Genomic DNA, 26,715 nt, shown 5'->3' with positions numbered 1-26,715 from the left:
TAAAATAACAATACAAGTGAGGACCATAATAATGACAAAACACAACGTAATAGCAATGGCAATAGCAATGGCAATTCCGGCTTGTTTTATAACTGGGACTGCAAATGCGGCTGAAATTTATAATAAGGATGGTAATAAAATAGATTTATATGGCAAAGCTGAAGTTCAGCGTTATTTTGCTAAATCAAAAAGCAAAGAAGCAGGGGATAATTCCTTTGGTCGTATTGGTATTAGAGGAACTACCCAGCTTACAGATTCTATTTCCGGGTATGGGCGCTGGGAATTCAATATGGGTGCCAGTAGAACTGAAGTTGAAAGTAGCCAATTTGCAAGAACGCGTCTGGCTTTTGTCGGTTTTAAACTGGGTGAGTACGGCACACTGGATTATGGGCGTAACTTTGGTGTTGTCTATGATGCTAACGCTCTGACAGATATGATGACTGTGTTTGGTGGGGATAGTATGGCCGCCACTGAGAACTTCATGATGAGCCGTGCAACAGGGTTGTTAACTTATCGTAATACTGACTTTTTCGGGTTAGTAAACGGTTTGAATTTCGCTCTGCAATATCAGGCTAAGAATGATGGCGGAACCCTAAATACCCGTAATGATATTGCGCGGCAGAATGGTGATGGTGTCGGTCTTTCCAGCTCCTATAATTTGGGGCATGGTTTTACTGTAGCTGCTTCTTATGGCAATTCTAACCGTACTACAGATCAGAAAAACGGTACTGCATCAGCTAAGGTGCTGGCAAAAGGGAACAAAGCAGAAGCCTGGCTGGTATCAGCAAAATACGATAAAAATAACGTTTATCTGGCCGCTATGTACGGAGAAGCTCGTAACCTGACCCGATTTGGCAGCTCAGTGGATAACCGCGTGATGTTCGCAAACAAAACTGAAAACATCGAGTTAACCGCTCAGTATCAATTTGATTTTGGTCTGCGTCCGGGGATTGCTTATGTTTACTCCAAAGGTAAAGATTTAGGTAAGGATCTGGGTGAGAATAATCTGTTAACAAACAAAAATTCTGAAGATTTGGTGAAGTATATTTCTGTCGGTGCATCTTATAATTTCAACAAAAATCTGGGCACCTATGCTGAATATCAGATTAATCTTCTGAAAGATAATGCTTTCACAAAAGCAACTAAGCTTAATACTGATAACGTAATGGGTGTTGGCCTAGTATATCGTTTCTGATAATAGCTGAAGTAATGAGCCTCAATGGTGCTGTCATTGAGGCTCTACCCGATATAAATTAGCTTTCTGCTTCACCACCCAGAGCATCAATCGTATTTTTTATCAGCGCACTTAACTCACCCGTCATCAGCGTAAAATCGGCATCAAATCGTTGGGCGACATCTTCACGATCAATATCGTCATTCTGGTCACGCAATGTTTCGCTGAACTTTATACGCTTGTAAGAGCCATCATCTGACAACATGAACTGAACCCGTTCTTCCCAGTCCAGCGCCAGTTTGGTGACATATTTCCCGGATTCAATGTGCGTTGCTATTTCGTCAGATACTAACTCCTGTTTCTTACAGCGGATAACTCCACCTTCTTCCAGAATGGCTTTCAATTCTGCTTCATCCATCAGAGCATAACCCGCAGGCAGGTCTCCTGAACGAACCCATTCAGTTAATGTTAACTCAATAGGATCAGCAAACGTCAGAGGAACGACAGGCAATGAACCCAGCGTTTTTCTGAGCAATGCCAGATTATCCTCAGCGCGCTTGGCACTGGCGGAATCGACAATAATCAGATGGTTAACAGTATCTATCCAGATATAAGTCTGGCTGAAACGGCTGAATGCCCTTGGCAATAAAGTATGAATCACTTCATCTTTCAGCGAGTCTTTCTCGGTTTTTTTTAATTTCCGGTGTTGTTCTCCTTCCAGACGGGCAATTTTGGCCTGAAGTTCCTGTTTAATGACCGGAGAAGGCAACATTTTTTCTTCTTTGCGTGCACAGATCAGGATCTGATTACCTGCTGCATGTGTTAGTGCTTCACCATGAGCACCCATTGGCGGAACCCAGCCTGTTTTCATCATATCCTGACTGCCACATGGGGTGAATGCCAGTGGGCTTAATTGTTTTTCCAGTTCATCCGCAGAAAGCGATATTTCTCGGTTTAAACGGTAAATCATTAAATTTTTGAACCATAACATGCGGTTACCCCATATTTATGCATTGTGACAAACGTCATATAAACGTTATTTGAAAAGCGTAGCTGTGCATGATAACGAATCATGTGGTGAAGCCCTAGAAATTCATACCCGTTGTTTTATAGGTTTTCTTTTTGTTGGTTATGCACAATTCTGAAAACAAACGTCCAATTCCTAAAACAAAGTGACGTTATAGTTCTTGATTGTTAATGCTGCTCAGGCAATGATCCTGTAACAACACGATCCAGTTAGGCTGAAAAATTCAGCTAACGGTTAACCACAGAGAAAAAGGTAAGCTATGCGTATAGGTATTGATCTTGGTGGAACCAAGATTGAAGTGATCGCATTGGGCGATCAGGGAAAAGAGCTGTTTCGTAAGCGGGTAGATACTCCCCGCAACGATTACCCGCAGACTTTGGCTGCGATTTCCGGTTTGATAGCAGATGCTGAACAGGCAACTGGTCAGAGAGGAACAATCGGTATTGGTATTCCGGGTGCAATTTCACCTTTTACCGGAAAAGTTAAAAATGCCAATTCTGTCTGGCTGAATGATCAGGTACTGGACAGAGATATTTCTGCCCTGTTGGGGCGCGAAGTCCGGGTTGCTAATGATGCGAACTGTCTGGCTGTATCAGAAGCGACTGATGGTGCGGCGGCAGGCAAACAAATGGTATTTGCGGTTATTGTCGGGACTGGCTGTGGCTCGGGTCTGGCATTTGATGGCAGAGTCCATGCGGGTGGCAATGGTCTGGCTGGAGAGTGGGGTCATAACCCGTTGCCGTGGATGGATGATGAAGACCGTGCATATCAGGAAGAGGTGCGTTGTTTCTGTGGTAAACCTGGTTGTACCGAGATGTTTGTATCGGGAACCGGCTTTATGAGAGATTATTTCCGCGCCAGTGGTATACACAAAAAAGGCCATGAAATCATGGAGGCCGTGGCACAAGGGGATAAAATCGCAGAACTGGCTATCCAGCGTTATGAAAGACGTCTGGCGAGGGCATTGGCACAGGTCGTTAACTTGCTTGATCCCGATGTTATTGTCTTGGGCGGTGGTATGAGTAATGTTGATCGTCTTTATCAGACTCTGCCCGGCTTAGTCAGCGAGTGGGTGTTTGGTGGCGAGTGTGCAACACCTTTCAAAAAAGCGCTGCATGGTGATTCCAGTGGAGTGCGCGGAGCTGCGTGGTTATGGCCTCATTCTCATAAATAACCGCATATTGCCCTTTATTTTTTCTGAAAGATGAAGGGCATACCATTTAGACCGATGAATAAACATAATGTATAAGACATTTCTTTTTGTCTTTGGCTGACTGCGTGTAAAAAAATAAATTTTACCTTAACCTGACTTAAGTTAAATTTTCAATTTAATGCATGAGTTGTATTTCTATGTTACGGGTAATAACAAAAATAAAAGTGCAATCAATGCGTATTATTAATCATATATTTTTTATAATAATAAAAATATATTTCGATTGAGGTTGATTAAATATATTCATTGAATTTAATTTTATGAGTTTTTATAGATTATAAAAAAATCGATTTATTAAATTGTGAATAATAAAAATTAATATAAAGAATACATTTTTTGTGCTGTGGTAAAAATAGTCTGTAATGATGATATTTAAACGATGAAAGGCTGTTTTATGATTCATGTCACATATTAGTGTAAATTTTTTCTAACCTGTTTTAATTAGTGTGCACCCCTTCACGAAAAACATTGTTTTCTTTAGTTATTATAAATACGTGTAATGGGATGAATACAGCACACGAACTTAATACATCAATGTAGTACAACATGATATTGGAGATTTAATTCTCCTGTTTTTTATTTTTCACTTTCATTTTTTAATCTTATTGCTGGTTAAATATGGCATGTTATAAATATTCTAACGAGGAAATTTCATTAGAAATAATAATCAATAATACTGATTCTATCATTTTTTAAACACGTCTTTTATTTTCACGAAAATAGTGACGGGTTTTTATTGCCCTGAATATATTGCGCACAGTTCGTGATAGCGGGACGTATTACCTAAAAATTAATCTTTGTGGGTGTCTTATTATGAAAAGCATGAAGCCATTGGCGGCATTAATTGGATTATTGGTTATTTCTGGCAGCGCTGGTGCTGTTACGGTTTACAATGACAAGGGAACCAAAGTCGATTTGATTGGGCAGTTTCGTCTGAAGGCAAAAACCACCAGTCAGGATCGCGATATCAATATTCGCGATGATGGCAGCCGCATTGGTATTGGTGGTAGTCATCAATTAACCAGAGATATTCGCGTATTTGGTAAAATGGAATGGGGTTCAGATACTCAAAGATCAAATAGCGATAATTCTAAAACCAGTTTTGAAATGTACAATCGTCTTGGTTATATCGGCGCATCCCATCGTGATTATGGCCAGATTCAATTAGGCCGGACTTATATTCCTATTGATTGGGTAAAAAAATCCAGCTACGGCTATGGCAACACAGGCGTATTTTATTTCAGTGATGTCCTGAGCCGTGCAACAGGCTACAGCAATGACGGGGTGGGCAAAAACAATTTCGTGACTCGCCTGCCGCAAACAATTTTTATTCAGACCAACAGTTATGAAGGCTTTAAGCTTGCTGCCACTTACAGTGGTAAATCTGGTTCAGATAAAGATCGCCAGCATGGTGATTTGCGCCACGCCTATTCTGTTGTTGGTTTCTATGAATCAAAGTTTGGCCTGAAATTTGATGCTGGTTACTCCGCGGCAACGGGAGAAGCACACCGAAAAATAGCGGGTGGCGAGCGTAAAGTTGCTGATGTTTCCCCACAAGACAGTTTACTGGCTTTTGGTATGGAATATTACTTCCCCGGACGTGAATTCTCTGTTGGTGTGGATTACGGACAGGCACGTTCCCGCAACTCAGGCATGATTTATCAGGAAGGCGGAAACAGTAAACTCAGTTCCAATTCCGTCAAAGGAAACTGGAAAGCAAACCTGTATGGCCTGGGTGCGAAATGGCACTGGGATAAAATTGAAAGCGGCATGTATGCAGGTTATTACCTGCGTGACGGTGATTCCAACACATTCAACTATAAAAAACAGACTTACACCGTTGGTTTAGATAAACGTTTTTCTGTTTCTCAGTACAATAGCATACGTCTGTTTGTTGAAGCGGCATATGATGATGCCCGCAGTGACAACCCGGTTTACAGAGATAAGAAACAGACCATTCTGGAAACCGGTGCACGTTTGTTTTTTTAATTGAATAAATTCTTTCTAAGAAAAATGTTATGGGAGAGCTTTTACCGGTTCTCCTCTCTACAAAGGGGTATAACATGTTGAAGCATGGGTTGAAAATTTCAGCACTGGCAATGTTGGTGGCATTTAATGTCAATGCAGCGACCGTTGATTTACGGGTTATGGAGACATCAGATGTTCATAGCAATCTGATTGATTTCGATTACTTTAAGGATAAACCGACTGAACAGTTTGGTTTGGTTCGTACTGCAAGCCTGATTAAAGCAGCCAAATCTGAAGTGACCAATGCCATTCTGGTTGATAACGGTGACCTGATTCAGGGTAGCCCGATGGCAGATTATATGGCGGCAAAAGGGCTGAAACAGGGTGAAGTTCACCCGGCTCACCAACTTATGAACACCATGGGTTATACCGTAGGTAACTTCGGTAATCATGAGTTCAATTTTGGTCTGGATTACCTGAAACAGGCGATAGCGGGAGCTGAGTTCCCTTATGTCAACGCCAATGTTATGGATGCCAAAACCGGTAAAAATTATTTTACCCCTTATATTATTGTCGATACTCCGGTTAAAGATCGGGAAGGCAAAGAGCACACGATTAAGATCGGTTATATCGGTTTTGTTCCGCCACAGATCAGTATCTGGGATAAAGCGAATCTGGATGGCAAAGTCGTTGTCAACGATATCACCGAAACGGCGAAAAAATTCGTACCTGAAATGAAAAAAGCAGGTGCAGATCTGATTATTGCCATTCCGCACTCCGGCTTCTCGCAGGAACCCTATAAAGCGATGGCGGAAAACTCGGTTTACTACCTGAGCGAAGTTCCTGGCATCAATGCCATCATGTTCGGTCATTCTCACGGCGTTTTCCCAAATAAAGAGTATGCCGGGATTAAAGGTGTCGATGTGGCTAACGGCACAGTCAATGGCATTCCAGCGGTAATGCCGGGCCAATGGGGAGATCATCTGGGCGTTGTTGATATGGTTATCAACAACGACGGTGGTGAATGGAAAGTGGAATCTGCTAAAGCAGAAGCGCGCCCTATCTACGATAAAGCCCATAAGAAAGCACTGGTTGAGCGTGATGATAAGCTGGCAGCGATTATCGATAAAGCTAATCAGGGAACCCGTGATTTTGTCGGTAAGCACATTGGTAAAGCCTCTGCCAATATGTACAGTTACCTTGCCCTGATCCAGAGTGATCCGACGGTTCAGATCGTCAATGATGCGCAGGTTGATTACACCAAACGCTTTATCAAAGGCGATCCTGATCTGGCTGACTTACCGGTTCTGGGAGCTGCTGCACCATTCAAAGCGGGTGGACGTAAAAATGCTCCTGCTGACTTCGTTGAAGTAGAAAAAGGTGATCTGACATTCCGCAATGCCGCAGACTTGTATCTCTACCCGAACACGTTAGTTGTAGTCAAAGCGAGTGGTGCTGATGTTACTGAATGGCTGGAATGTTCAGTTGGTATGTATAACCAGATCGATCCGAACTCGACCAAGCCACAGGAATTACTGAACTGGGATGGTTTCCGTACTTATAATTTCGATACTATTAGTGGCGTCAACTATAAGGTAGATCTGACTCAACCCGCGAAATACGACACGGATTGCCAGCTTATCAATAAAGATGCGAACCGTATCAAGGATGTTACTTATCAGGGTAAACCTATCGATCCAAAAGCCACCTTCCTGATTGCCACCAATAACTACCGTGGTTACGGCGGTAAATTTGCCGGAACCGGAGAAGATCACATCGCATTTGCTTCACCGGATGAAAACCGCTCCGTTCTGGCAGCTTATATTTCCAGAACAACCAAAGAGCAGGGTGTGGTATCAACACAGGCGGAAAATAACTGGTCATTCCTGCCAATCAAAACAGATAAGCAACTGGATATCCGTTTTGAAACATCTCCATCAGAAAAAGCAGCGAAATTTATTAAAGAACATGCCCAATATCCGGTGAAATACCTGAAAAATGATGATGTCGGGTTTGCCATTTATCAAATTGATCTGACTGATAAAAAATAACGCTTAATTGTACTGCCTATAAGTTTCAGGTTGCAGCTTTGGGCTGTAACCTGAAAGATGACGGTTACACTTTGATAGCTGATTTAAAGAGATAATGAGATGAATTATAAATATAAATTACTTCCGATTGTAATTGGCACAGCATTGCTGGCAGGGTGTGCAACCAAGCCGGCTAATGAATCATCAAATATCGTGGATGTACGAGTTCTGGGTCTGAATGATTTTCATGGCGCGTTGAAGGCACCTAAAAATCAGTCCGGCGGTATCGAACATATGGCAACGCTGATTAAAGAGCTGAAACAGGATAACCCGAATAATATCGTGGTTGCCGCCGGTGATTTAATTGGTGCCAGCCCGTTGCTCTCCTCGATGTTCCACGATGAGCCCAGTATTGAAGCTCTGACCCTTGCTGGTCTGGAAGCCACTTCGGTGGGGAATCACGAATTTGATAAAGGTAAAACTGAGCTGTTGCGTAAGCAGAATGGTGGCTGCCATCCGGTAACAGGTTGTCAGGGGCCAGCACCATTTAAAGGCGCTGGGTTTCAGTATCTGTCGGCTAACGTCACAGTTGATGAAACCGGTAAAACCTTATTTCCGGAATATGCCATCAAAGAATTTGAAGGAATTCCGGTGGCCTTTATTGGCCTGACACTGGAAGGTACACCGGCAATTGTCACACCTCAGGGAACGGCTGGTCTGAGCTTTTCCAATGAAGTTAAAACTATCAATGCGCTGGTGCCAGAATTGCAGAAAAAGGGTGTAAAAGCCATTGGGGTACTGATCCACGAAGGCGCAATGCAAAGACGTGACGCTGGTGGTGTTGATGTTAATGCCTGTAATGGCATAACCGGAAAAATCATCGATATCGTCAATCAGTTGGATCAAGAAGTGGATTTCGTGATCAGCGGCCATACTCATCAGGCTTATAACTGCGTGATTAACGGTAAATCGGTCACTTCTGCTCAGGCTAATGGTGCTTTGCTTACTAAGCTGGATCTGAAACTGGATAAAACCACCAGAGATGTTGTCGATTTCAAAGCAAAAAATATTTGGGTTGATAACTATAAATATGGCAAAGACCCGAAAGTGACGGAGTTATTATCTTCTTACGAAAAAATAGCGACACCTTTGGCAAATCGCGTGATCGGGAAACTGGAAAGTGATCTGAATAAGAAACCGACATCCGGTGGTGAATCTGCATTAGGTAAAGTGATCGCAGATGCACACCTGTATGCGACAACGACAAAAGAGAGTGGCGGTGCCGTGATTGCCTTCGTAAATAATGGCGGTATCCGTGCGCCAATGGATGCAGGGGATGTCACTTATAACGCGATTTACACCGTGCAGCCGTTCTCTAATGTGATGGTGACTAAGACGCTGACCGGTGAACAGATCAAGCGCGCGTTGGAACAACAGTGGGATCGCACGCGCCCAAGTGTGATGGCGGTATCTCATTCTCTTGAATACTCGTGGGATAGCTCAAAACCGGCAGGGCAGCGTGTGATCGCCAGCTCTATGAAGATTAATGGCAAGCCAGTTGATATGAAAGCCAAGTACCGTGTAGCGGCTAACGAATATCTGGCAACCGGAGGCAGTAATTTCTCCGTATTTAAAGAAGGCACCGATCCGGTATACAGTGTTCCTGATGTGGATGCGGTGGTGAAATATTTTGCCGAGAAATCACCGATTGCTTACCCGAAAAAAGACAGAATCACGGATATAAGTAGCCAATAATGTGATGGTGATTGTAAATACAAAAAATTACTGTAGATAAAATCACCATCAAACAGGTACTGTAATCTTTCTGCTGTTTTAAATAATAAGTGCAATGCTAATTGTTATGCATTGCACTTATATTTTTAATCTTTTCAAATTAAGTGAATGTATTACTTATAAACGTAATATTTATAACGTAATAATAATTAAGGTAGTAATAATAAATGAGATATTGAATAAATAATAAAAACAGTTATGGAGAGCGCTAATATGCAAAAAATAATGGCAAGGCTAATAAAAAATAAAATTGCCAGAGTATTAACCTGTTCTGTAAGTCTTATACTGGGAAGTGCCACATATTCTTACGCTGCTGTAGTCCCTGCCGGAACCCAATTAGCCGAAAAGCAAGAAATCACCCGCAATAATTTTTCCGAACCCGCTTCTTTGGATCCGCATAAATCAGACAGTAGCAGTGAATTTGATATTTTAGTGGATCTCTTTGAACGTCTAGTGGATACCGACAAAGAAGAAAAAATTATCCCTGCTTTAGCCGAACGTTGGGAAACTACAGATAATAAAACATGGATTTTTTATTTAAGAAAAGAGGCGAAGTGGTCAGACGGTTCACCGGTAACTGCCCATGATGTGGTGTTCACTTGGCGGCGGTTGGTGACACCGGATACTGTTTCTCCTTATGGGAGTTATCTGGTTCAGGCTAATATTACCAATGCACAGGCTGTATTATCCGGTAAGAAAAAACCGGAAGAACTCGGTATTAAGGCCCTGAATGATAAAACTTTAGAAGTCACACTGGAAAAACCAAAAGCAGGCCTTTTGCAAATGTTGGCACATGCGGTTATGTCTCCACTTAATGAAAAGGTTGTTACAAAACATGGTAACAAATGGACACAGCCACAATTTTTTGTCAGTAACGGGCCTTTTACACTTTCTGAGTGGGTCGTGAATGAGAAAATTGTTGGTGTCAGAAATCCTCATTATTGGGATAATAAAAATACCATAATTAATAAAGTTACTTACTTGCCAATATCTGATTATAAGGCGGATCTTAATCGCTATCTGGCAGGAGAACTTGATATTTCTAATGGTGGGCCAACAGATTTCTTTTCTAAATTACAAAAAGAACTGGGTGATCAATACCATATTAAACCGATAATGAGTGTTTCTTATTATCTTTTCAATACGCAAAAACCCCCATTTAACGATGTGCGGGTCAGACAGGCACTGACTTTAGCGTTGGACAGGGATGTAATTGCTGGCAGGGTGCTAGGGCAAGGCCAAAAACCAGCTTATCATGTAGTTTCTCCGGGTAGTGGAGGGATGGAATTAAAACATCCTGATTATGCTTCGTGGACGCAGGAGCAGCGCGTTGAAAAAGCTAAAGCGTTATTAAATGAAGCGGGTTTTAATGAAGGTAATCCACTGAAATTTAAACTTTTATATAACACTTCTGATGCTCATAAAAGACTTGCTATTGCTGCCAGTTCAATATGGAAAAAGAACCTCGGTGTTGATGCTATTCTGGAAAATCAGGAAAGTAAATCGCAGACAGAATCGCTGTATCAGGGTAACTTTGAAGTTGGCAGATATGCTTGGCAGGCAGATTATAATAGCCCATTTACCTTTCTGGAAATTTTCATGACAGGAAACACAAATAATATAACAAAATACAGTAATCCAGAATTTGATAAGTTAGTATTAAAGGCAGATGAAACTAATGAGCAAGCAATCTATCAAAAAGCACTTGATATTATTACCCATGATTCACCTGCCATTCCAGTTTATTACTTCGTCCGTGTTAAATTAGTCAAACCTTATGTCGGCGGCCTGTTTGTTAGCCCATTGGGACATATTATGACAAAAGATCTTTATATTATTAAACATTAATCTTCAATAGAAATAGCCTGCTTGTAATAGGCTATTTCTGAATTAAAAATCTAATTAAAATAATTAATGTAAAAAAAGTAAAAATATAATAATGGGGGTAACCAAACGATGCAGAAAATAATTTCTGGAATGATAAAAAACACAACATCGAAAGTATTAACCTGCTCAATAGCCATTGCATTAGGCAGTATTAGTTTTTCTGCTCAGGCGGCGGTTGTGCCACCCGGCACAGAGTTGGCAGAAAAACAGGAAATCGTGCGTAATAATGGCTCATTTCCTGCTTCATTGGATGTACATAAAGTAGAAAGTAATACTGAGTTAGATATCATTCATGATTTTTTTGATGGTTTGGTCTACACCGACAGAAAAGGTAATATCGAACCCAGACTGGCGGAGCGCTGGGAAACGAAGGATAACCAGACATGGGTTTTCCATTTAAGAAAAGGTATTAAATGGTCTGATGGCACGCCGATTACCGCTCATGATGTGGTATTCAGCTGGCGGCGTTTACTTGAGCCGACAATGGGTTCTCCTTATGGTAGTTATCTTGCAACCGCTCATGTGACAAATGCGAATGATGTATTACTGGGTAAGAAAAAAGGCGAAGAGCTTGGGGTAAAAGCGCTGGATGATTCTACATTGGAAGTGAAATTGGAGAAGCCAGTCGCGTATTTCTTACAAATGTTAACTCATCCGGTTATGGTTCCTATCAGTGAAAAAACAGTCAATAAATATGGTGATAGGTGGACGCAGCCAGAAACATTCGTTGGTAGCGGTGCTTTTAAACTGTCTGAGTGGACAGTGAATGAGAAGGTTGTTGGGGTCAGAAATCCTCAATATTGGGATGATAAAAACACAGTCATTAATAAAGTGACTTATGTCACCATCGTATCTGAAAAAGCCGATCTGAACCGTTACCTTGCAGGTGAAATTGATATAACTAAAACAATCGCATTAGATGCCTTTGCATCATTAAAAAAAGAAATTCCCGATCAGATGCATATTACGCCTATGCTATCCACTTATTATTATGCTTTTAATAACAAGAAACCGCCATTCAATGATGTCAGGGTCAGGTTAGCATTAAGTTTAGCCATTGACAGAGATGTTATTGCCGATAAGGTTTTGGGGCAGGGGCAGTTACCGGCTTATAATGTCCTTCCTCCTAATATTGGTGGGTTAAATTTAATTCCGCCTGAATATGCAGGGTGGACACAAGAACAGCGGATTAAAAAAGCCAGAGAATTATTAAATGAAGCCGGATTCAATAAAAATAATCCACTAAAAATTGATTTGCTTTATAACACAAGAGAAACTCATAAAAAAATAGCTATAGCAGTCAGTTCAATGTGGAAAAAAAATCTTGATGTGAATGCTGTACTGCAAAATCAGGAATGGAAAGTCATGCTGGATAATATGCATCAGGGTAAATTTGATATAGTCAGGTATGCATGGGTAGCAGATTATAATAGCCCGATGTCATTTCTGGATATTTTCGTAACAGGCAATAGTAATAATATCCAGCTCTATGAAAATAGTGATTTTGATCAAATGGTCCTTAAATCAGGGGAAACTAACGACATAAAACATTATCAAAATGCAATGGATATCATAACCAATGACACACCTGTTATTCCTATTTATTACTACGTGAGTAATAAGCTGGTAAAACCTTATATTGGTGGTTTTCATCCTACTCCCATGGAGTATATTTCAACGAAAGATCTTTATGTCATAAAACATTAATAAACAGATAGAGAGTCTTAATAGGCTCTCATCCCATTTGCAGGATTAAAACAATGAAAATAAAAAATATTAAAAATAGAGCTATAAAACAATTATCCTGTTTGGCTGCAATAACATTAGCCGGTGTAGTCACTGTATCCCATGCGGTCATTATTCCACCCGGAACACAATTGGCGGAAAAGCAGGAAGTGGTACGTAATAATGGTAGTGAACCTGTTTCATTGGATGTGCATAAAGTTGAAAGTGATACCGATTTTAATATTATTTATGATTTTTTCGATAATCTGGTGTATACCGACAAACAAGGTAATATTGCTCCCTTATTAGCAACTAGCTGGGAAACTCAGGATAATCAAAACTGGGTCTTTCGTTTAAGACAGGATGCTAAATGGTCTGATGGTTCTTCTATCACTGCCCATGATGTGGTTTTTAGCTGGCAGCGTTTACTTGATCCGGCAGTTGGCTCACCTTATGGAAACTATCTGATTGATGCTGCGGTAATGAATGCTAAAGATGTGCTTAAAGGCACAAAGAGTGCTAATGAATTAGGCATAAAAGCATTGGATAATTATACGTTCGAAGTGAAGTTAGATAAACCTATCGGGGATTTTATACAGAGACTGGCTCATCCTGTCATGGTTCCTGTCAGCGAAAAAGTGGTCAGAAAATATGGTGATAAATGGATACAGCCTGAACACTTTGTTAGTAGCGGTGCATTTAAATTATCTGAGTGGGTAGTTAATGAAAAAGTAGTGGGTATCAGAAACCCCTATTATTGGGATAATAAAAATGTTGTTATTAATAAAGTCACATACCTTGCTTTAGAATCAGCAAAATCTGATTTGAACCGTTATCTGGCGGGTGAAATAGATATTACCCTGACAATTCCACAGGACTCATTCGCATCATTAAAGCAAAAATATCCGGAACAAGTGCATGTTTCTCCCAGACTGGGCGCTTATTATTATGAAATTAATAACGGAAAAGCACCGTTTACTGATATTCGGGTCAGGCAGGCATTAAATCTGGCAATAGACAGAGATATTATCGCTGATAAAGTGTTAGGGCAGGGGCAAAAGCCTATTTATACTTTCCTACCTCCCGGTATTGGCGGTTTTGATTTTAAACAACCGGATTTTGCTGATTGGACGCAGGAACAACGGGTCGAAAAAGCCAGAGCATTATTAAAGGAAGCCGGATTTAACCAGAACAATCCACTTAAATTTACTCTGTTGTATAACACGCTTGAAGCTCATAAGAAAGTGGCTATTGCCCTCAGCTCAATGTGGAAAAAAAATCTGGGTATTGAGGCAACCCTACAAAATCAAGAATGGAAAGTAGTTCTTGATAATAAATATCAGGGTAAATATGATCTTGTCAGATATGGCTGGATTGCAGACTATGATAGCCCGATGACATATTTCAATATATTCACTACAGATCACACACAAAATTCATCATATTATTCAAATAAACAATTTGATGAAATAGTTATGGAATCAGGGAAAACAAATGATAAAGCGGGTTACCAAAAAGCACTAGATATTATTACTGAGGATACCCCAATTATCCCTATTTATTCGGCTGTGAATCATAAAATGATTAAACCTTATCTTGGAGGTGTTTATGTTGATCCACGAGGCTACTATCTGACAAAAGATATGTATGTGATTAAACACTAAATACGGTTCTAATAAAATGATTGCTCATATCTCTGATCACGGAGATATGAGCTAATACTACATGATAATTGTGATGCATATAATGTTTTTGGAAACAAATGTTGTGTTTTTGTTAATCAAATAATTCCTATATGAAATCATTATTTTTGCATGTAATTATAACTTAGGTGTGAAATTTAACATTAATTTATATGTCTGATACCAGATATTATGTTTTTTTAGATTTGTTTTTGTTGTATTTTAGAGGTGTTATTTCTTTTTATTAGTTGATGAAAAACTCATGTTTTATTTTTCATTATGAATTAATTTTTCTTATTATTATTCAATGGGCAATTATTTCTCTCTCAATCAATAAAATAAATAATTTATTAAATCAGGTGATTATGGTGATAATGGTCATGATAAAATATTGTAATGAATAGTATCACACGTATGTAATTAGGCCAGATAGCAATAAGAAATAAACATTGACATCAGATGTTGGCAAGAATTATAAAACAGCCAGCAGGGTTGAAATTTTTATAAGTTTTTATTGAGTTATGAAGGGTAGAGAGCACACATATTTAGTGGGCATGTATATTTCTGACTACAATTAGTAAATTTATATGATAAAAATAAATAATTTATATTTTAGCTATCGAAACAGGGAAATCCAGAATGGATTTTTTAAGAATTTATTTAAATCAAATGAAACTGAGGTGAAATTATTTGAAAGCCTAAGTATTGAAATATTTAATGATGAGAAAATTATTGGATTGCTGGGGAAAAATGGAGCAGGTAAAACAACATTAATAAAGTTAATTACGGGAATTTTAACACCAAACTCTGGTGATATTACTGTGTTTGGCACCTCTCCATATGGGCGTCCTGCAAAGCTTTTATCTAACCTTGGTGTCCTTTTTGGAAATCGGTCAATGCTCTGGGAGGAGTTATCTCTCTATGAGAATATAGAACTTTTTTCAAAAATATATAAACGTATTTATGATAAAGATCATGTTGAGAGCATGATAGAGATGATGAATCTTAGAAATATTGCAAGGAAACCAGCAAAAACGTGTTCTTTAGGCCAGTCTGTTAAATCTAATTTATTAATACATATGTTGAATAAGCCAAAGCTTCTTATTTTGGATGAGCCAACGATTGGATTGGATATAGAATCACAGATTTTATTACGTAGTATTTTAAAAGATTATGCTGATAACAATGAGAGTAAAATACTTATTACTTCACATAATATGATAGATATAGCTGATATCTGTAAGGATATTATCTTTCTGAAAGAGGGCGAAGTATCAAGAGTAAACCTGAATGAATGTGATTCCAAGGAAAAGAATGCGATATATTTAGAGAGGTTATTCTTGTGATTGCTAAATTCTCTTTTATAGAAGCTATCAGAGCTAAGAATATTATATTAGGCTACTACTTTCTTATAATAACACTGTATGCTGTTGAATTATCCTTTTGGAGTACAATGACAGGTTCAAGTGATTTTGCTCATTACACACGTAATGAGATAATCACTTATATATTATGGTCAGTGATGATTTTTCAGTTAACAAGTATTTCAGGGTTTCCGGAGAGGTTAGCATTCAATATTGAAGATGGTAGTATTGATAGGTTAATTATCATGCCAAAGTCAATATTGCTGTATTATTCTGAGTATGCTTTTGGGCAGATGTTAGCCAGAATGTTTGTTATGTCTCCATTAGTTATTTTCATCATCTGGTATCAGGGTAACTTGCCAAACTTTTTATGGCTGTTGGTTGCGTTATGTATAGGTTTATTCATTAACTTATATTTAACAATGATATTATCTTGTATGGCTTTTAAGTTCAGAGGGGCTTACTCCTTTATTATGGTAAAGGATACGTTATCATGGGCATTATCAGGTGCCGTAATACCATTAGATGTATTTAATGACACCATAAAAATGTTTTTTAATTATATTCCTTTTCAATATATTACTTACGTTCCTGTGAAAATTGCAACAAATTCAATTTCTCTTTACTTTATACTGAGTGGTTTATTGGTAATGTTCTTCCTGATGATAATTTTCAGTGTCATCTGGAGTTATATGATAAAATATAATCAAGGGTATAATGGCAATGCTTAATATTATATTTATGGGGTTTAAAAATAGTTTATCAGAAGCTAAAAAAAGCCCTTTTAATTTTTGGATGGCGGCTTTTATTAATTTTAACTTCTATGTGGCGCAGGGTTTTTTCTGGTATGCCATTTTAGGATCAAAATCTTCTGATTATATTTTGTCTAATGACTTCGTTTTTATCTTTTTTACTACTGTATGTCTAGTAGATAATTTTTATCTTTTTTTATTCGGAAGAGGAAGTTTTTTACTGACAAATAAAGTTAAGTCATTAAAATTAGATCCACATTTGATACTGCCGATAAATACTCAGTTTCTTTATGTTGCAACAGGAATTGCATTTGAACACTTTTTATTGTCATTTTTATCTTTAGTATTGTTTTTTGCTGTTCATATTTATTTAAATACTGATATTTTGTACATATTTTTACATTTAATCATGGTCTTTGAGGGGGTTTCAGTTCTGACAGCGATCACATGGATCATAAGAACGAGCATATTCTGGACATCTGCTTTAGTCAGTATTAAATATTCTAACCCTTGTTTTAAGGTGTTAGTCAGGCCTGAGCAGTCTTTTCACGGCTTGATACGTATTATTCTGATGTTTGTACTTCCTTGTTTATTTATAACTGGCGTTCCCGCTTCAGTTGCAAATGGGATAATGAGCGTGAAGTGGTTTTTTATTCAGTCAGCCATCACATTAATTTTAATTATTGTGGCTAAATTATTTTTTGATATTGGCGTCAGAAGATATGCCAAATATGTAACGTGAAAACAAGTGTTGAAGTGTTTTTTTAGATGGCAGGTAAGTCAGTTTTTTATAGAGAAATATAATGATGAATGTTTAAGTGATAATATAATTATGGAGAGCTTTATTATGGCTATACAAAAAATGATGACTAATTTAGCAGTAAAGAAAAAAATCAGCATACTCTCTTGTGTTATTGCAGCAATATTTGGAAATGTTTCATTATCTTACGCCGCTGTTGTGCCGGAAGGAACAAAACTGGCGGCTAAGCAGGAAATTGTACGTAATAATGGTTCAGAACCGGCCTCACTGGATATCCATAAAGTTTCAAGTGATGTTGAATTTAATATTATCAGTGATTTCTTTGACGGGCTTATTCATATTAATAAACAGGGGGATATCGAACCAAGATTAGCAGAACGTTGGGAAACTAGTGATAATAAAACATGGGTTTTTCATTTGAAAAAAGATATTAAATGGTCAGATGGTTCTCCTATTACCGCTCATGATGTGGTATTCAGTTGGCGACGTTTGATTGATCCTGATATTGTTTCACCTTATGGCAGTTATCTTGAAAATGCTTTTATTGTGAATGCAAACGCAGTGTTGATAGGAAAGAAAAAAGCAGAAGAACTTGGCGTAAAGGCTTTGGATGATTTGACTCTGGAAGTCAAATTAGAGAAACCTATTGGGGATTTTCTACAGATGTTAATTCATCCGGTTATGTTTCCTATTAGTGAGAGGGCGGTAAAAAAACATGGCGATAAGTGGACTAGACCGGAAGCTTTTGTTGGGAGTGGGGCATATAAACTCTCTGAATGGGTTGTAAATGAGAAATTAGTTGGCGTCAGAAATACCCAATACTGGGATAATAAAAATACAGTTATTAATAAAGTGACGTATCTTCCTTTGTCCTCAGAGAAAGCAGATTTGAACCGCTATTTGGCGGGAGAAATTGATATTACCTTTACTATTCCGGCAGACTCTTATCCATCATTAAAGAAATCACTTCCTAACGAGGTACATATTTCTCCCAAATCAACCGTATATTTCTATGATTTTAATAATAAAAAAATACCTTTTAATGATATCAGAGTAAGACAAGCACTGAGTTTAGCCATAGATCGCGATGTTATTGTTGATAAAATATTAGGGCAAGGGCAGTTGCCAGCTTATACAATGCTTACTCCTAATATTGGAAAATTTAATTTTGACCAGCCTGAATATGCTTCCTGGACTCAGGAGAAGCGGGTTGCCAAAGCCAAGGAGTTATTAAATGAAGCTGGATTTAATAAAGACAATCCACTTAAATTCAACTTGCTCTATAATACGCAGGAAGGACATAAAAAAATTGCTATTGCTGTCTCCTCAATGTGGAAAAAAAATCTTGGTGTAAATGCCATTTTGGAAAACCAAGAATGGAAGGTTATGTTGGATAACATGCATCAAGGGAAGTTTGATGTTATCCGCAGGGCATGGGTTGCGGATTATGATAGCCCGATGACATTTTTAGCTTTATTTTTATCTAATCAAGTAAAAAATACATCCCTGTATGAAAATAGTATCTTTGATAATTTGGTGAAAAAAGCAGGTGAGACTAACTCTAAAGATTATTATCAGCAGGCATCAGATATATTAACAAAGGACTTACCTTCTATCCCTATTTATTATTACGTTAATCATAATATGGTTAAACCTTATGTTGGTGGTTTTAATATCAACTCAAGGGGGGAATACTTTACTAAAGATCTTTATATTATAGAACATTAAAGTATAAGAAAATTATCCTTATCAGAATTCAAGCTGCATCTGGCTCAGTTGCAGCTTTTTTTACTGTGCTATTCATCATCGAAATCATTAATTGGCTTTTTTTAAAATGTTATTTTTTCAAGTGCTATTATTAAATAATAGATGTGTATGCCTTATTTAAAGTACACGACAATGTTTCTAATTAATAATAAAAATTATATTACAGCAATAGAGGAAAATGACATGTTAAATAAAATAATTAATAGAGGAATGGAAATATTAGTTTATTCTATGACTATGATATTTTTTAGTATTACTTCATCCTATGCCGCCGTTATTCCACCCGGTATACAATTGAATGAAAAACAGGAGGTTATTCGTAATAATGGTGCAGAACCTGCATCACTTGATGTTGATAAAGCTGAAGATAATGTTTCACTGAATATTATCAATGATTTTTTTGAAGGATTAGTCGGAACGGATAAAAACAATAAAATTGAACCCAGATTGGCTGAAAGCTGGGAAACAAAAGATAATAAAACGTGGGTGTTTCATTTAAGAAAAGGTATCAAATGGTCTGATGGTACACCTATCACTGCTCATGATGTTGTTTTCAGCTGGCGGCGGTTGATTGAGCCTGCAACAATTTCTCCTTATGGCAGTTATCTTGCTGATGCTTTCGTTGTCAATGCGCAAGCTATTCTTAATGGCCAGAAGAAAGCGGAAGAATTGGGTGTTAAAGCGCTGGACGATGCGACGGTTGAGGTTAAATTGGAGAAACCGGTTGGTTATTTTCTACAAATGTTAGCCTTTCCGATTCTGTACCCGATTAATGAAAAAGTAGTGACAAAATATGGTGATAAATGGGTAAAACCTGAATATTTTGTCTCTAGTGGGCCATTTAAGCTATCTGAATGGCATGTTAATGAAAAGGTTGTTGGAGTCAGGTATCACTATTATTGGGATGATGAAAATACGGTAATTAATAAAGTCACGTATCTACCCATTTCGTCAAATAAATCAGAATTAAATCGTTATTTAGCCGGAGGGGTTGATATGACATTTACTATTCCGTTAGAAGACTTTTCTTCATTAAAACGAACAATAGGAGGACAGATTCATATTACGCCGCTTCTGAGTACATATTATTATGATTTTAATAATAAAAAATATCCGTTTAATGATACCAGAGTCAGACAGGCTTTAAATTTATCTTTGGATCGGAATATTATTGCTAATCGGGTTGTTGCTCAGGGCCAGATACCTGCTTATACCATACTGCCACCGGGGATTGGTGGGTTTAAATTTAAATTGCCGGAATATGCTTCGTGGACACAAGAACAACGAAATAAAAAAGCACGGGAATTATTAGCTGAAGCAGGTTTTAATAAGAACAATCCCCTTAAATTTAACCTGGTTTATAATACATCAGAGCAACATAAAAAAATTGCAATTGCTGCTGCTTCTATGTGGAAAAAGAATCTTGGTGTCATTGCGAAATTACAAGCCGAAGAATGGAAAGTCATGCTGGATAATGAACATCAGGGTAAGTTTGATGTCGTCAGGGGAGGATGGATTGGGGATTATAATAATCCTGTATCCTTTTTAAATATATTCAGTACTAACCAGAGTAATAACACTTCATTCTATTCAAATAAAGAGTTTGATAATTCGGTGGAAAAAGCGGGAGAAACCAATAATCAGGCTGACTTTCAGAGGTCTGTTGATATTTTGATAAAAGATGCTCCTATCGCACCCGTTTATTATGCTGTGACTGCGGTATTAGTAAAACCTTATATTGGGGGATATTATGCCAATATATCCGGATTTACAGCCACGAAAGATCTTTTTGTCATTAAGCATTAATAAACTCAACATAAATAATGAGGAAGATAGCCCTATGCAGAAAGTCACAATTATTACGGGTGGTTCCCGTGGTATTGGTAAAGCAACAGCGCTTGATCTGGCAAAGAAAGGGCATCATGTTTGCATTAGTTATCGCTCTCGCAGAGAACGCGCACAGGAAGTTGTGGACATGATCCAAAGCCTGGGGCAATCGGCACTGGCTGTTCAGATGGATGTAACCGATGAACAGCAGGTTATGGCTCTGTTTCAGAAGGCGGAAAAGGAACTGGGGTATATCACTGGGCTGGTGAATAATGCGGGCATTTTAAAGGCTCAGACTACCATTGAGCAGCTAACTGCTGAGCGTTTGAATGAGATGTTTGCCACCAATATCACGGGCTATTTTCTGTGTGCCAGAGAGGCAGTCAAAAGAATGGCTTTCCGGCATGGGGGACAGGGTGGGGCGATTGTTAATGTTTCATCAGCAGCGGCAAGGTTGGGGGCTCCCTATGAATATATCGATTATGCTGCTTCAAAAGGGGCTGTAGATACATTGACCACGGGGTTATCTCTGGAAGTTGCGGCACAGGGGATAAGGGTAAATACCGTTCGCCCCGGATTAATTTATACCGAAATCCATGCTGATGGCGGTGAACCTGACAGGGTTGACAGAATTAAAGATTCCCTGCCGATGAAAAGAGGCGGGCAGCCTGAAGAAGTCGCAGCAGCGATTGCATGGTTGCTATCTGATGATGCATCGTATGTAACGGGTAATTTTATGGATTTGGCGGGAGGAAAATAGACTTTCGCTTTTTTGGAACTAAGAACTCAACCGGAGAAAATGGCGTATTTTTCCGGTTGAGTTATCTGGCATATTGCGACAAAAAGTTTGACATTATTGCTTAGGTTTAAGAATTATTTTCCCGAACGTTATTTCAATATTAATGGGTTGCTCTATCAATTGACTGTCAGTTAGCCAGTCGCCGGCAAGATAGAGTTCTCCATTTTCACGAATATTATCTATTCCCTGTTCTGGCTTGTTTTCAATTTGGTGGATCAGATCAGTAAGATCAGTCTCGGGGGCAAGCAGAGAAAGAATTATCCCATCTGAGTGCTGGGATATATGAAAGAGTGAATCAGAAATAAACCCGGCATCACTGAGTTTGCTGCCACTGAGGGTTAACTCGGGGATATCAGTGTGGCGAAATAAAACATGAAGACTCATTTGACGTTCCTTGTGTTATTTGGAGATTTCGTAATACTTTAGCAGTACTTTAAGTGGTGAGAAAATTATGTTGTGAGAAGTGTTAATCTTATTCAGGAAATAAAAACCCCGCCGATATTATCAGGCAGGGTTTTGTATTAAATCACTTAATTAAAGCGAATTAGGCTGCGTTAATGCCATACTGAGCACAAACAGATGCCAGGCCACCCGCATAGCCTTGACCAACTGCACGGAATTTCCACTCACTATTGTGGCGGTACAGTTCACCGAACAGCATCGCAGTTTCAGTCGAAGCATCTTCAGTCAGGTCATAACGGGCAACTTCAGCTTGTGTGTCATCGTTAACCAGACGAATGAACGCACCTGAAACCTGTCCGAAGCTCTGACGACGAGTCTGAGCATCATGAATGGTGACAACAAAAACGATTTTATCTACATCAGCAGGGATCTGATCCAGTTTGATTTTCAGTGATTCATCATCACCATCCCCTTCACCGGTGCGGTTATCGCCAGTGTGCATAATAGAACCATCAGAAGATTTCAGGTTGTTGTAGAAAATGAAATCAGCATCACCGCGTACTTTGCCGTTTGCTGCCAGCAGGAACGCTGAAGCATCAAGGTCAAAGTCCTGTCCGTCAGTCGCGCGGGCATCCCAGCCGAGACCGATCAGAACATTTTTCATTGTTGGCGCTTCTTTGGTCAAAGAAACGTTACCGCCTTTAGAAAGAGATACACCCATTATTTTTTCCTCATTTATTTATGGAGTTAGCTTGTTTTTTCTTTTTCGGGAAACAGCAAGCTGGCAATAATACCGGCAGCCAGTACCCCGAGTACGACAAACAGGCTGCTTGTCGCCGAAATAGAGTAACCGTGGTGGAACATATGTTCAGATGCGTTAAGCCCCAATTTGATAGCAATAAAGAACAGCAGGACAATAACGGCTTTTTCCAGATGGACGAGATACTTTTTCAGTGCCTCCAGTACAAAGTAGAGTGTACGCAGACCTAAAATGGCGAACATCATGGCACTGTAAACGATCAATGGTTCACGGCTGACAGCAATCACCGCGGGAACAGAGTCAAAAGCAAACATGACGTCAGAAAGTTCAACTACAGCCAGACACAGCATCAGTGGCGTGGCATAAAGAGCCGCTTTACCGACACGCCCCGCTTTTTCACTATTGTTTTTAAGATCACTGGTTTTACGGCCGATCGTTACATCAGCATTTTCTGGTTTTGCCAGCTCTGCATCGACTTCTTTCTGAGTGAGCATGAAATCATGACCGCGCAGTTTCGGCCAGATAGGGAAGAAACGCTTCACCAAGCGGTAGGCTAAGTGTTGTGAGTAATCTTCGATTTCATCATCATTGTCACCACTTTTCAGCATCATAACTGCTGTCCAGCCGACGATGGCGGCAAAAACCATTTCAACCCACGGTCCCAATGTCAGTAGGCTTGCCCCGATAGCAACGAAAATACCACGGAAGACAATGGCACCAACTATGCCCCAGTAAAGAACGCGGTGGCGATAACGATCCGGGACAGCGAACCAAGAAAAAATTGCCATAATGACAAACAGGTTATCGACGGAAAGCACCTTCTCCAGTGCATAACCGGTGATAAACAGGCTTGCGACTTCGGCGCCGTGATGGACAAACAGGAATCCCGCGAAAACAAAAGCGACAGCAACCCAGAAGACAGACCAAAGAGCGGCACTGCGCAGCGAAATCGGCTTATCATGACGATGCATAAAAAGGTCGATAAAGAGCGCACCAACCGACAGAATAATAAATACAGCAACGGTTTCCATCGGAAAACCAATGTGCGTGGATACCATGAAGTAAGCCTCTTAATTATCCGCGATTACAGATCGAAATCTGCCGGTACAAAGCCTAAGGCTGTGCATATTTCTCTGGCAGCATTTTTTTCATCGTTATCAAAGTCGCCATCACTTTTGGCAACAGCAATTCCGACACGTAAAGCAAGCTGTGCTGCTTCCGGCTGCTGTTTCAGCGCCATGATGTATTTCATCGCTTCGCCTTTACCGATATCAGCATCAAATTCATAACTGCTGACCAGCTTGTTGAAGAATTCGATAATTTCAGTCGTATCGAAGACTTTCAGTTCAGGGGAGCTTTTGATGAATCCCACCATTTTCTGTTTTTCTTCAGAGCTGACACCGTTACTTGCCATTGCGACATGCGCGCACACAGCAACAGTTCCTTCCATGAATTTTTTGTTTTTGAAACGGCCAACCTGATTGGTCAGCTCTTCGCGGCCTGCACTGAATGCCGATTTGATTTTGTTTAAAAAGGACATAAGTCCCTCCGTTAGTTTGTATAACGAGTATGTATTAAACGTATTATTTACTGCCCGATGTCCAGCGAAAGCCCCAGCCAAAAGCTTGGTCCATCTCTTTATGACCACTAAAATACTGGTTGATACGCTCTACCTGAATGTCACCGTTGTCATTAACAAGACGGGCAATGGCACACATATTTTTGCGGTTATGCCCTTCTGTCAGACGGGTTTCAATCGGAGGCTGGTCATTGACGTAAATCGTGACAATACCATCCGTATTGTTCCAGCTCGGTACACCTTCGTAGATAAAGGCATAGATCAGCACTTCACTGATATTTTTCCACTCAAGACCATTGATATGGAGCCATTCACCATCAGTAACACTGCCTGTGCGATCATCCCCCTGTAACTGGACATAAGGCTCGCTATGATAAGCACCGAAACCGTTCCCTAATGCCTGTATAACGTCACGGGTGCCATCGCGGAGCCGGACGAAGGCACCGAGATCCAGATCTACCCCTTTACTGGTATTAAACAGATTCTGGAACATGCCACGGCTGGCAGGCGCTGCTCCCTGATTCCAGTTAAGATTGACGCGGATCTCACCGAAGTTGTCACATTTACTCAGGCTGATAGCGGGTTTTTCTTTCGTCAGAGAAACCTTGCTCAGATTGACACTTTTCGGTTCAGGAGTTGGTGGCGACGCTGGCGTATCATCGACAATATCAACACCAAAATGTTCTGCCAGAGGCTGAAGGCCACCATTAAAACCCTGAGCAATAAAACGAAACTTCCATTCACCATTACGGCGATAAAGTTCACCGAGGATCAATGCGGCTTCTGTACGCCCCTGAACTTCAACGTGCCCCTGTAAAATCACACTCCCATTCAGTTCGACCTGAATAGAAAGGCTGCGAAGGCTGGAGATAGTCTGGCTGCCATCGCAGGTCGCGGTGAATGCAACTTTTTGGACGTCTTGCCGAAGAGCCGGCAGGTTAACGGAAAATGCGGTATTGGTATTACCGCCGGACAGGCGAATGGTGTTATCGTCATTATCCGGTTGCCCATAAAAGACCATATCCGGATCGCCCTGCACCTTACCATCAGCATACAGACGGAAAGCGGAGACATCGACTGCTGAACCTGAAAGTACCCTGATGGTCAGCATTTGATTGGAGACGGGGGCATTTCCCCCCGGAGTCAGATTCATCAGCACACCACCGTTTCAACGATTTGTGGATACATATCATCAATGGTACGCCCACGGCAGGGAACCCCATGTGCGGTGAAATCCCACATACCGCTATTACGGCGCAGGGAAGAGATAATAATGCCGGTATGAGCACCCTGTTCGTTTAACTGGTAGCGCGCCAGCTCTTTGCCGTTTTGATCAACAACACGACAGAACGCATTTTCAACATCGTTGAAGGTTTGACCGCGAAAACTATTAACGGTAAAAGCAAGGTATTCAACATTGGCAGGCAGTTTAACCAAATCGACGCTGATGACTTCATCATCTCCGTCGCCTTCTCCTGTCAGATTGTCGCCACTATGCCTTACCGAACCACATTCGGATTTAAGCTGGCCGAACCAGACAATGTCAATGGAATTGCCGGATGCATCGAGCAGAATGCAGCTGGCATCCAGATCAATTTCATTACTGTCTCCGCCGAACAAACGTGACAGGAAGCCTTTTTTTTGAGCTATTGGATCCCATCCCAGACCAAAATCAATTTTAGCCAGCGAAGTACTCTGTTTGGTCAGCGAAACGGACTGATTTTTACTCAATGAAACCATTAATAACACCTCTTATTTATCGGTGAATTGTTTTATAAGTGATTTGTTTTTTATCGTGAATCGCTATCAGTGAATTGCGATAATTTCACTTATGTAGAAAATCATAATATGACCAGATATATAGCTGAAATCCTGTCATATTATGATCCTCACAAATTGCAACTATCTGTTAAATGTATGATAGAGAGCAATCTGGCTTCGTGTTTTATCATTTCTTTTCCATGGAGAAAAGTCAAACAAATTCTTATTTAAAAAATCATATTATGATTGACATTAAGTGTGGCTAAGCTCTAGACTTCGGCGCATATTTCACCGAATTTGAACTGGAAAATGGACGTAACAAATTTGGCTAACGTCTATTTAGCAATAGGCGTTGTCTGGATAAAAAAATTTGGTTTATGAAAGGGAAATTTGTTTTATGAAAGAATCACCACTGCTTTTGCCTCACTTCCTGATATTGCTGAA

Annotated in this window: 21 protein-coding genes; 14 read left to right on the top strand and 7 right to left on the bottom strand. The window is 39.7% G+C overall.

The features are described 5' to 3' along the window. Positions 1-31: 31 nt before the first annotated feature. Positions 32-1,195 carry a porin gene (locus AACS92_RS14825; protein WP_099108769.1) on the top strand — a complete coding sequence of 388 codons (1,164 nt, stop codon included), beginning with the start codon at positions 32-34 and terminating at the stop codon, positions 1,193-1,195. A 58-nt stretch (positions 1,196-1,253) separates the two neighbouring features. Here the strand turns inward: AACS92_RS14825 and rdgC are convergent, their stop codons facing one another. Further along, complete coding sequence (rdgC, locus tag AACS92_RS14820) at positions 1,254-2,165, bottom strand: recombination-associated protein RdgC (RefSeq protein WP_099108768.1); 912 nt, start codon at positions 2,163-2,165, stop codon at positions 1,254-1,256. Between the two features lie 295 nt (positions 2,166-2,460). On the opposite strand from rdgC, the gene mak reads away from it, so the two are divergent. The 13 genes from mak to AACS92_RS14755 all read left to right on the top strand — a co-directional run bounded on the left by mak (position 2,461) and on the right by AACS92_RS14755 (position 21,730). Further along, positions 2,461-3,375: a fructokinase gene (gene mak, locus AACS92_RS14815; RefSeq protein WP_099108767.1), complete on the top strand. Its 915-nt coding sequence runs from the start codon at positions 2,461-2,463 to the stop codon at positions 3,373-3,375. 852 nt (positions 3,376-4,227) lie between these two features. Then, positions 4,228-5,403 carry a porin gene (locus AACS92_RS14810; protein WP_099108766.1) on the top strand — a complete coding sequence of 392 codons (1,176 nt, stop codon included), beginning with the start codon at positions 4,228-4,230 and terminating at the stop codon, positions 5,401-5,403. Positions 5,404-5,477: 74 nt separating this feature from the next. Next, complete coding sequence (locus AACS92_RS14805) at positions 5,478-7,433, top strand: bifunctional 2',3'-cyclic-nucleotide 2'-phosphodiesterase/3'-nucleotidase (protein WP_099108765.1); 1,956 nt, start codon at positions 5,478-5,480, stop codon at positions 7,431-7,433. 99 nt (positions 7,434-7,532) lie between these two features. Next, positions 7,533-9,167: a bifunctional metallophosphatase/5'-nucleotidase gene (locus tag AACS92_RS14800; RefSeq protein WP_099108764.1), complete on the top strand. Its 1,635-nt coding sequence runs from the start codon at positions 7,533-7,535 to the stop codon at positions 9,165-9,167. Between the two features lie 252 nt (positions 9,168-9,419). Further along, positions 9,420-11,054 (top strand): ABC transporter substrate-binding protein, encoded by a 1,635-nt coding sequence (locus tag AACS92_RS14795; protein WP_241537888.1) that lies wholly within the window; start codon positions 9,420-9,422, stop codon positions 11,052-11,054. 108 nt (positions 11,055-11,162) lie between these two features. Next, positions 11,163-12,800, top strand: a complete 1,638-nt coding sequence (locus AACS92_RS14790) for an ABC transporter substrate-binding protein (RefSeq protein ID WP_099108762.1) — start codon at positions 11,163-11,165, stop codon at positions 12,798-12,800. Between the two features lie 53 nt (positions 12,801-12,853). After that, complete coding sequence (locus AACS92_RS14785; RefSeq protein WP_099108761.1) at positions 12,854-14,482, top strand: ABC transporter substrate-binding protein; 1,629 nt, start codon at positions 12,854-12,856, stop codon at positions 14,480-14,482. Positions 14,483-15,087: 605 nt separating this feature from the next. Further along, positions 15,088-15,846: an ATP-binding cassette domain-containing protein gene (locus tag AACS92_RS14780; RefSeq protein ID WP_099108760.1), complete on the top strand. Its 759-nt coding sequence runs from the start codon at positions 15,088-15,090 to the stop codon at positions 15,844-15,846. After that, complete coding sequence (locus tag AACS92_RS14775; protein ID WP_099108759.1) at positions 15,843-16,595, top strand: ABC-2 family transporter protein; 753 nt, start codon at positions 15,843-15,845, stop codon at positions 16,593-16,595. The genes AACS92_RS14780 and AACS92_RS14775 overlap by 4 nt, the downstream gene beginning before the upstream one ends. Then, entirely contained in the window at positions 16,582-17,358 is a 777-nt protein-coding gene (locus AACS92_RS14770; RefSeq protein ID WP_241537886.1) for an ABC-2 family transporter protein, read from the top strand. The genes AACS92_RS14775 and AACS92_RS14770 overlap by 14 nt, the downstream gene beginning before the upstream one ends. 105 nt (positions 17,359-17,463) lie before the next feature. Beyond that, on the top strand, positions 17,464-19,104 hold the full coding sequence (locus tag AACS92_RS14765; RefSeq protein ID WP_241537885.1) for an ABC transporter substrate-binding protein: 1,641 nt from the start codon (positions 17,464-17,466) through the stop codon (positions 19,102-19,104). A gap of 222 nt (positions 19,105-19,326) precedes the next feature. Next, positions 19,327-20,949 carry an ABC transporter substrate-binding protein gene (locus AACS92_RS14760; RefSeq protein ID WP_099108757.1) on the top strand — a complete coding sequence of 541 codons (1,623 nt, stop codon included), beginning with the start codon at positions 19,327-19,329 and terminating at the stop codon, positions 20,947-20,949. A 34-nt stretch (positions 20,950-20,983) separates the two neighbouring features. Further along, the gene (locus AACS92_RS14755) at positions 20,984-21,730 is read left to right on the top strand and encodes an SDR family oxidoreductase (protein WP_099108756.1); all 747 of its coding nucleotides are present in this window, start codon (positions 20,984-20,986) and stop codon (positions 21,728-21,730) included. Positions 21,731-21,823: 93 nt separating this feature from the next. Here the strand turns inward: AACS92_RS14755 and AACS92_RS14750 are convergent, their stop codons facing one another. From AACS92_RS14750 to AACS92_RS14725, 6 genes are all read right to left on the bottom strand, one after another. Next, complete coding sequence (locus tag AACS92_RS14750) at positions 21,824-22,153, bottom strand: SymE family type I addiction module toxin (RefSeq protein ID WP_099108755.1); 330 nt, start codon at positions 22,151-22,153, stop codon at positions 21,824-21,826. Between the two features lie 160 nt (positions 22,154-22,313). Then, positions 22,314-22,892: a TerD family protein gene (locus AACS92_RS14745; protein WP_099108754.1), complete on the bottom strand. Its 579-nt coding sequence runs from the start codon at positions 22,890-22,892 to the stop codon at positions 22,314-22,316. Between the two features lie 26 nt (positions 22,893-22,918). Beyond that, positions 22,919-23,989 carry a TerC/Alx family metal homeostasis membrane protein gene (locus tag AACS92_RS14740; protein WP_099108753.1) on the bottom strand — a complete coding sequence of 357 codons (1,071 nt, stop codon included), beginning with the start codon at positions 23,987-23,989 and terminating at the stop codon, positions 22,919-22,921. Positions 23,990-24,015: 26 nt separating this feature from the next. Then, complete coding sequence (locus AACS92_RS14735; protein ID WP_099108752.1) at positions 24,016-24,471, bottom strand: tellurite resistance TerB family protein; 456 nt, start codon at positions 24,469-24,471, stop codon at positions 24,016-24,018. Between the two features lie 43 nt (positions 24,472-24,514). Then, positions 24,515-25,663, bottom strand: coding sequence for a TerD family protein (locus AACS92_RS14730; protein WP_099108751.1), 1,149 nt, complete (start codon positions 25,661-25,663; stop codon positions 24,515-24,517). Further along, positions 25,663-26,250, bottom strand: coding sequence for a TerD family protein (locus tag AACS92_RS14725; RefSeq protein WP_099108750.1), 588 nt, complete (start codon positions 26,248-26,250; stop codon positions 25,663-25,665). The genes AACS92_RS14730 and AACS92_RS14725 overlap by 1 nt, the downstream gene beginning before the upstream one ends. Positions 26,251-26,715: the final 465 nt, after the last annotated feature.

Origin of the sequence: Xenorhabdus sp. KJ12.1, assembly GCF_963876495.1 — a bacterium.
GTDB lineage: Bacteria > Pseudomonadota > Gammaproteobacteria > Enterobacterales > Enterobacteriaceae > Xenorhabdus > Xenorhabdus stockiae.
Note: the sequence above shows the minus strand (reverse complement) of the source record. Positions and strands in the feature narration are given on the sequence as shown.